The sequence below is a fragment of the Dolichospermum sp. LEGE 00246 genome, from assembly GCF_015207865.1.
GTDB classification, from domain to species: domain Bacteria; phylum Cyanobacteriota; class Cyanobacteriia; order Cyanobacteriales; family Nostocaceae; genus Dolichospermum; species Dolichospermum heterosporum.
In genome coordinates, this window is the sequence record NZ_JADEWA010000287.1 from 1 (window position 1) to 7,060 (window position 7,060).

The following is a 7,060-nucleotide window of genomic DNA, read 5'->3' on the forward strand; positions in this document are numbered from 1 at the left end:
TGTGTATAAGAGACAGGAGTTGGGGAGGGATGTTTTGAGGTTGAGGAATTTCAAATTTATAGACAAGCGGAATTAAACCGCACTACAGCATCATTACTCGCTAATGGGGCAATTTTAATTGTCGGGGAAGAGGGAGTGGTAAGTCTGTACTGGGTAATGCCGTTGTTGAGAGATTAACTGACGATGGGTTTTTAGTGGCTTTTGTTGAACCGACAACACCTAAGCAAATGCTGTTAGAAATTGCCCAGCAGTTTGAACTTCCCACAGAAGACATCGAGGGGAAAAATCTGACTATGGATAAGCTTAAAAGAGCGATCTGCTTGCAGCAGCGCTTCGCTATCGCCCAATTCCTTTCAGAGAACACAGCATTTATTGTTCTCGATGACGCTCAAAACTGTGATATGAAATTTAGGATTTGGCTGAAACAGTTACGCCGTAAGGGTGTACCGATGCTTGTACTTGCTACAGACCCACCCCGTTCTGATATTTTCATAAACATTCCGAGAATCGAACTGAAACCTTTGCCAGAGAAGGCAATCAGACAAATTATGAAAAGCGCAGCGCAGGAAAGAGCGATCGCCCTAACGTCTGCCGATTTATCTAAACTTCAGGAACGCGCTGGGGGAAATCCCATGTTAGCTATTCGTGCCATCGAGGAGGAATATCTAGGGTTAGACATCGAGGGCGCGGATCACAGAAGATATTTTGACATCACCCCATTAATTTTAGTAGTGGGTGTAATCTTCGTGATTATGCGCTTTATCGGACTTGGTACTAATGACCAAGCACTATATATATTTGGTGGTATTGCTGCGGCTATATTCTTGGGACTTTCCCGATTGCTGTACAGTTTGCCTCAAGAGGAAAGGAGAATTAGGTAATGTTGGGAATATCTCACCTGTTAATTAGTGGGACTGCATCCAGTTTATTACTGCAAACTGCGGACCCGGTTTTGATTGCTGTTGGTGCGATCGCTGGTCTACTCCCAGATGTTGATGTTTCCACTTCTCCAGCAGGTAAGGTTTTTCCTTGGATTTCTGGATATTTTCAGGAAACAATGCCCCATAGAAGTATGACTCATTCCATAATTGCATCGGCTGTTGTGGCGATCGCCTCCTATGGACTATCAATATTTATTCCCCAATTTATTCCCATAGCATCAGCTTTAACGATTGGTTATACTTTCGGCTGGTTTGCTGATTGTTTCACTAGAGGCGGGGTAGAAATGTTCTGGCCTTCATCTGTACGTTGTGTTTGTCCTGGTAATCGGAATCTCAGGTTAAAGACTGGGAGTAATGCTGAATATTTTGTACTTTGTATATTGGTGGCGATTCCTACGGAGCGCTTCGCTATCGCATTATCAGCATTTAGCATCAATAGTAAGGGGGGAATTTTAACCCAGTTTAATCGTCTAATTGCCTCTACATCAGGGGTACAGGGTGTGTACAATAGTTCTGGAAGTACCCATAAAATTGTTGCTAATATTAAGGGGGTCAGAGCGGGCGATCGGTCAAAGGTTGATGGCCAATTTCAGATTATTCAACCTAACGGGACTGGATTTATAGTTCTTGAACCTAAGACAAATAAATTATATAAAGCGGCAACTGATCCTGATAGTCAGATTGTGATTGAACAAATTACCGCAGATGTTTCTACACCTGCTATTACTACTATTGAATCGGTATTTGTGGAAGATCAGGTTATTGGGGAGGCGATAAGTAAATTTAACCGTACTAATACAAATGTATTCATTAGTGGTGATTTGTCAGTTGAGGATTTTGACACCTCAATTTTACCCCGTGACCCTTACCAATTTAAGTTTATAGACGCATCACCTAGTAATATTAAGTTAGAGGCTGCACCACTAAAAGTTGTGATGAAATCCTTGGGGGATGAATTCGCCAGTGGTAGTTTGCAAGTCCGGTCAATTGTCAGTAGTCAATAAGAGTAAGCCACAAAACAAATGATACCCCAGGATTTTTCTCATCAAAATCTCAGAGGACGTTCTTTCAAAGGTCAAAATCTTGAAGGTGCAAACTTTAGCCATGCTGATATCAGAGGTGCAGATTTTACCAATGCCTACCTGAAAGGTGCAAATTTTAGCCATGCCACCGCAGGTTTGCAAAAACGGTGGGTGGTTATTCTAACCTGTATTTCGTGGATCATTGCCGGAATTTCAGGACTTTTCTCAGCTTTTATTGGATTTTTTGTACGTATAATAGTTCAGAATCCGTTATTAGGCTGGACTGCCTTAATAGTAATAATTATTTTGGGCATCGTTATAATTCGTCAAGGATTAAATACAGCCTCCGCCGTAGCCGTAGCCGTAGCCGTAGCCGTAACCTTCGCCGGAGTCTTCGCCACATGCTTCGCCGCAGGCTTGGTGGCCCCAGGCTTAGTCTTAGCCGTAGCCGCAGCCGTAGCCGTAGCCGTAGCCGGAGCCGTAGCCGTAGCTGTAGCCGTAGCCGTAGCCGTAGCCGGAGCCGTAGCCGGAGCCGTAGCCGTAGCCGTAGCCGTAGCCGTAGCCGTAGCCGTAGCCGTAGCCGTAGCCGTAGCCGTAGCCGTAGCCGTAGTTTTATTCAGTGGCTACATTGCTTGGCGAGCGATGAAAGGAGATGAAAAATACTCTTTGATTCGGAACATAGCTATAGTCTTTGCAGCTATTGGTGGTACAAACTTTCGCAACGCTAATCTCACTGATGCTAATTTCATAGGAGCAACGCTAAAAAGTACGGATTTGAGCATTGGTGTCAACTTAACGTAAAACCCTTAATAAATAAGGAGGAGGACAAGAGCGATGTCAGTAAGGAAGCGATCGCTACGGCAGTGCGGTGATCGCAAGCAGTAAGTTAAGAAATAAACTGCGCGCTTTTGTTACCTCTTCCAGGATAATAGAAATATCAAAGTAAAAAGGCATTGAGCCGAGATCCTTGCTCAAACGGAAATAGAAGCTGAAAAAGCTTATCATATATAGCTTTCAGGTTTTGAGTATCTCTCGTTTTTTCCAAACATTAAGAAGGCTACAAGCAGACATATTTTAGTACATAGTTACTAATTAATGCAATCGGAACTCAAATACCAACTTATGAGTCAAAGTAGGTAATACCAGACAAAACAACATTGATTTTTCAGGGGGTCTGGTTATGAATACAAAGACACTCCAACCCACATTCAGCATGAGTAAATATACTCAAAATATTTTTCCCAGCAGGTTATTTTGTCAAAAAAAGAATTTCATAAAACAGCTAAAACCCAATCATAATAACCAGTTCATGCTTTTTGCTATCTAGGTCGGTATTCAATGAATTTAATCTCAAACCAACTAATTTATTGACATTATTCTCAATAAACTTGATTCGAGCTTTAAATATATCGGCGATGGCTACGCCGCGCCGAAGGCATCGCTCTAATATAGAATTGCGTGTCATTGTCTGAAAGCCTTGTTATCATTGGGCTATGGATAATTCCGAAAATTCAAAAAACACCTGCGGAATGTGGGTTTCAAAGGTCAAAATCTTGAAGGTGCAAACTTTAGCCATGCTGATATCAGGGGTGCAAATTTCACCAATGCCTACCTGAAAGGTGCAAATTTTAGCCATGCCACCGCAGGTTTACAAAAACGGTGGGTGGTTATTCTAACCTGTATTTCGTGGATTATTGCCGGAATTCAGGATTTTAATTCCTTAGCTTAACCCTTAGCTTAGGGAGGAGTCGAGGCAATGGCGGGGGGTCTAAGGAAGGGGCGGGGTTACTCCAGAGACAGTCCCTATTTTGGGAAAAAATAATTAAATAGCCTATATCCCTTATGGGATAAGAATTTCAGCTATTTCTGTTATAGCAATTTTTCTTACTGCGTCACACAATCGCGTCAACTAATCTTTCTTCTTATAAGAATTTTACCTGACGCTTTTGTAATATACTGATATCAGAATAAAATCTTTAAGATTAGTTTTTACTCGCACTCAGTTACATTGTATCCTATCGAGAATCATAATACCTTGCCTTTATACTGTAATAATTATTACATCATTTAAATATAGTCAACCATGCTTAAAAATCTAAATATAATTAGCGTAGCCAGTGGGATTGTGCTAGTAGCATTACAGTTTTTTTTCAGTAAGGGAGTATCGCAAGCCCAAAATGCTATCGAAGTTCAATTGAATAATAAATTAGTTCAAACACAAAAATACTCTGTAAGTAATCATAAATATATTTTTAATTCGTTTTTAGAAACTTTACCTATTCTTATGAAGGTTCAAAAAGACGAATTTGAAACTACCGATAAGTATAATAAAAGATTTCAACAAGCCCAGAAAATACATTGATAGTAGTGGTATTCCCGAAATTGGCAAACCCTTTGTTTCTAGTAATAAAGCTGGGCAAAACTTGAGAATCCGAGTTATCCTCAGTCCTGATAGCAAAGTGCGTTTATTTGAGGAAAGCCCAAGTTATCGTCAGTCCTGATAGCAAAGTGCGTTTATTTGAGGAAAGCCCAGAAGCGCACACTTACCACGAGGAGGATGATGGTGATGATGATGGACAAGACTAAGGATGCGATTAAAATTATCTACAAGATGACTCGTACTGATCCTCAACTTGAGGCAATGGTAGCGGTATCTACCATTAATGCAGAAGTGGCACAGTTAATATATGAAGCCAGAACCAAAGCTGGGTTAACGCAGAAACAGTTGGCGGAACTGATTGGCACAAAACAACCAGTAATTGCACGGCTAGAAGATGCTGACTATGAAGGACATTCTCTTTCCATGCTGCAAAAAATCGCTCATGCTCTTAATCAGCGGTTAGTAATTCATCTGACTCTTACGAAACAGCAATACTATGAATTCTGAAGAGTTTTTACAAAAATACGCTGAAGGACAAAGAAGATTTTTTGATATCAATCTTAAAAATGCTAATTTTGAGGGCATTAATCTTCACCATATTTATCTTAATAATGTGAATTTAGAAGGTGCAAACTTAAACGGTGCAAATTTTTCATGTTCTACTTGGAATAATGTCAATTTAAATTTAGCAACATTGGATAATTCTATTCTAATTAATGCTTCATTTGATAAAAGTGAATTAAATAAAGCTAGTTTTATAAATGCTAATATTGAAAATTGCAAATTTGAAGATACGTCAATGCTGGGAACAAATTTCAGTGAAGCAATTTTAATCAATGCTAGTTTCCGATACTGCCATTTAGGTGGAACTATATTTACAAAATCCAATTTAAGTAAAGCTGACTTTTCGGAAATTAAAATTTGGGAGATGAGAGTTTATTGGGATCGAATCAATATGAAAGAATTAGACAAATATATGTTAGAGAATGAAGAATTGTTGAATGAATTAAACAGTATTAATAATAAAAATCCGCACCACTGAGTTTCTTGGTATAAATATTTTTACCAAGTATTCGTGAATGATTTTTACAAGCAAAATGAAACACGCCTTTTACACTAATTGCATCGCCCCTGGTGGAATATGAGGAATTAGAAAAAGCTGTTACTCATCAGTGGATACTGAGTACAGCTAAGGTAAAAGAATTGATTGGTATTACCCCAAGGGTAGGTAAGGATGAAATGACCTTTGTATGGGGTAGCTTTACCTTCACCAAAGCGGGTAAGCTGGGTAATCAGATGGGGTGGTTGGTTAGTAGAACTTTAAATTGATTGCATTGTAATTAAATCTATGTATTAAGTTTGAAAAACGCTATTACTTTTTTGTGTGAATAGGTTTTTATCAAGCCATGATAAATTAATACAATATAATTACCTATTGACATAATAGGCTAGATTTAGCATATTAGACATTACATGACATGAATGAAAAACCTCTCAAATGGGTTGCAAGCGCACTTGACGATTTAAAGGAGTTTCCTGAAGATGTACAAGACGTAATGGGTTACGCTCTTGACTTAGCGCAACACGGTCAAAAACACCCTGACGCGAAACCTTTAAAGGGTTTTCCAGGATCGGGTGTTGTGGAAATTGTAGATGATTTTGATGGGGATACATATAGAGCAATTTACACCGTTAAATTTAAAGGTGTTATTTACTTGTTACATTCTTTTCAGAAGAAGTCAAAACATGGTATTGCTACACCACAACAAGATATAGATTTGGTAAGAAAAAGACTGAAAACTGCTGAATTAGATTACTTACAAGAAACTGCTCAAAAAAATGGAGTAAAAAATGGATAGTGAAAATAGAATTACTGTTAGCAGTGGAAATGTATTTGCTGATTTGGGTTTAGCTAATTCTGAAGAAAGATTATTGAAAGCTGAACTAGCACGTAAAATCAGTGAAATTATCAATAGTCAAAAATTAACACAAGTTCAAGCTGCTGAAATTTTAGGAATAGATCAACCAAAGGTTTCTCTGCTAATTAGAGGTAGACTAAGTGGCTTTTCAACCGATAGATTGATGGCTTATCTTAACAAATTAGGTAGTGATGTAGAAATTACAGTTAAACCTAAACCTGAAAATCACAAATTTGCCCGTACAACTGTAGTTTGCTAACTATACCCTATCTAGTCTTGTTTTAATTCAATCCGTACATTTTCCGAAGTAGAAAAGTCGGTAAATGATGGTTTAACGTCAAAAAAGCTATAGGATAGATGTAATATAAAGTTTCTATACCACTAAAACTTTTAAATCTAAACACACAAGCTTTAAAACCAATTAACATGAAGCCATTACCACAAGGTAAGCCAATTGAGAAAGAAAAATCGCACTCTGGCATATTCTTAGGGGATAAATGTTATTGGAATCCTGCTACTTTGCCAAATGGTCATGTCGCCATTATTGGAACGTCGGGAAGTGGTAAAACTCAAACATTGAAAGCGATCGCCTATGAATTACCTAAATTATTTCCCACTATAAAGAATATTATTATTGATTATCATGGGGACTAACAGTTACCGAATGAAGTTTGTTATCCCTTAGATATGGAATCTCCTTTTGGCATTAACCCTTTAACAATTGATTTAGATACTAAGAGGTTGTTTGAAAAGTATCAGATAAAACCCATAATCTCCAAAAACCTAACCCCCCTACCC

Annotated in this window: 11 protein-coding genes; all 11 read left to right on the forward strand. The window is 38.4% G+C overall.

The annotated features are described in order from the left end of the window. Positions 1 to 149 precede the first annotated feature (149 nt). The 11 genes from IQ228_RS17445 to IQ228_RS26735 all read left to right on the forward strand — a co-directional run bounded on the left by IQ228_RS17445 (position 150) and on the right by IQ228_RS26735 (position 6,916). Positions 150 to 881: an ATP-binding protein gene (locus IQ228_RS17445; RefSeq protein ID WP_370566905.1), complete on the forward strand. Its 732-nt coding sequence runs from the start codon at positions 150 to 152 to the stop codon at positions 879 to 881. Then, positions 881 to 1,945, forward strand: a complete 1,065-nt coding sequence (locus tag IQ228_RS17450) for a metal-dependent hydrolase (RefSeq protein ID WP_193963740.1) — start codon at positions 881 to 883, stop codon at positions 1,943 to 1,945. Before IQ228_RS17445 ends, IQ228_RS17450 begins: the two co-directional genes overlap by 1 nt. An 18-nt stretch (positions 1,946 to 1,963) precedes the next feature. Continuing rightward, positions 1,964 to 2,764, forward strand: coding sequence for a pentapeptide repeat-containing protein (locus IQ228_RS17455; RefSeq protein ID WP_193963741.1), 801 nt, complete (start codon positions 1,964 to 1,966; stop codon positions 2,762 to 2,764). Between the two features lie 730 nt (positions 2,765 to 3,494). Further along, the gene (locus IQ228_RS17460) at positions 3,495 to 3,692 is read left to right on the forward strand and encodes a pentapeptide repeat-containing protein (protein WP_027402632.1); all 198 of its coding nucleotides are present in this window, start codon (positions 3,495 to 3,497) and stop codon (positions 3,690 to 3,692) included. 354 nt (positions 3,693 to 4,046) lie between these two features. Then, on the forward strand, positions 4,047 to 4,325 hold the full coding sequence (locus IQ228_RS17465) for a hypothetical protein (RefSeq protein WP_027402633.1): 279 nt from the start codon (positions 4,047 to 4,049) through the stop codon (positions 4,323 to 4,325). Between the two features lie 210 nt (positions 4,326 to 4,535). After that, complete coding sequence (locus tag IQ228_RS17470; RefSeq protein ID WP_027402634.1) at positions 4,536 to 4,850, forward strand: helix-turn-helix transcriptional regulator; 315 nt, start codon at positions 4,536 to 4,538, stop codon at positions 4,848 to 4,850. Beyond that, complete coding sequence (locus IQ228_RS17475) at positions 4,840 to 5,385, forward strand: pentapeptide repeat-containing protein (protein ID WP_027402635.1); 546 nt, start codon at positions 4,840 to 4,842, stop codon at positions 5,383 to 5,385. Before IQ228_RS17470 ends, IQ228_RS17475 begins: the two co-directional genes overlap by 11 nt. A 92-nt stretch (positions 5,386 to 5,477) precedes the next feature. Continuing rightward, a complete protein-coding gene (locus IQ228_RS17480; protein ID WP_228043930.1) occupies positions 5,478 to 5,672 on the forward strand; it encodes a hypothetical protein in 195 nt (64 codons plus the stop codon). Between the two features lie 149 nt (positions 5,673 to 5,821). After that, positions 5,822 to 6,202, forward strand: coding sequence for a type II toxin-antitoxin system RelE/ParE family toxin (locus IQ228_RS17485; protein ID WP_193963742.1), 381 nt, complete (start codon positions 5,822 to 5,824; stop codon positions 6,200 to 6,202). Next, positions 6,195 to 6,521, forward strand: coding sequence for a helix-turn-helix domain-containing protein (locus tag IQ228_RS17490; protein ID WP_027402638.1), 327 nt, complete (start codon positions 6,195 to 6,197; stop codon positions 6,519 to 6,521). Before IQ228_RS17485 ends, IQ228_RS17490 begins: the two co-directional genes overlap by 8 nt. A gap of 167 nt (positions 6,522 to 6,688) precedes the next feature. Then, positions 6,689 to 6,916: a helicase HerA domain-containing protein gene (locus tag IQ228_RS26735; protein ID WP_228043931.1), complete on the forward strand. Its 228-nt coding sequence runs from the start codon at positions 6,689 to 6,691 to the stop codon at positions 6,914 to 6,916. Positions 6,917 to 7,060 lie beyond the last annotated feature (144 nt).

What these genes read in the sequence shown, in the direction of transcription:
- IQ228_RS17450 (WP_193963740.1), top strand. Translation starts at nt 881, where the DNA reads ATGTTGGGAATATCTCACCTGTTAATTAGTGGGACTGCATCCAGTTTA.
- IQ228_RS17455 (WP_193963741.1), top strand. Translation starts at nt 1,964, where the DNA reads ATGATACCCCAGGATTTTTCTCATCAAAATCTCAGAGGACGTTCTTTC.
- IQ228_RS17465 (WP_027402633.1), top strand. Translation starts at nt 4,047, where the DNA reads ATGCTTAAAAATCTAAATATAATTAGCGTAGCCAGTGGGATTGTGCTA.
- IQ228_RS17470 (WP_027402634.1), top strand. Translation starts at nt 4,536, where the DNA reads ATGGACAAGACTAAGGATGCGATTAAAATTATCTACAAGATGACTCGT.
- IQ228_RS17475 (WP_027402635.1), top strand. Translation starts at nt 4,840, where the DNA reads ATGAATTCTGAAGAGTTTTTACAAAAATACGCTGAAGGACAAAGAAGA.
- IQ228_RS17485 (WP_193963742.1), top strand. Translation starts at nt 5,822, where the DNA reads ATGAATGAAAAACCTCTCAAATGGGTTGCAAGCGCACTTGACGATTTA.
- IQ228_RS17490 (WP_027402638.1), top strand. Translation starts at nt 6,195, where the DNA reads ATGGATAGTGAAAATAGAATTACTGTTAGCAGTGGAAATGTATTTGCT.
- IQ228_RS26735 (WP_228043931.1), top strand. Translation starts at nt 6,689, where the DNA reads ATGAAGCCATTACCACAAGGTAAGCCAATTGAGAAAGAAAAATCGCAC.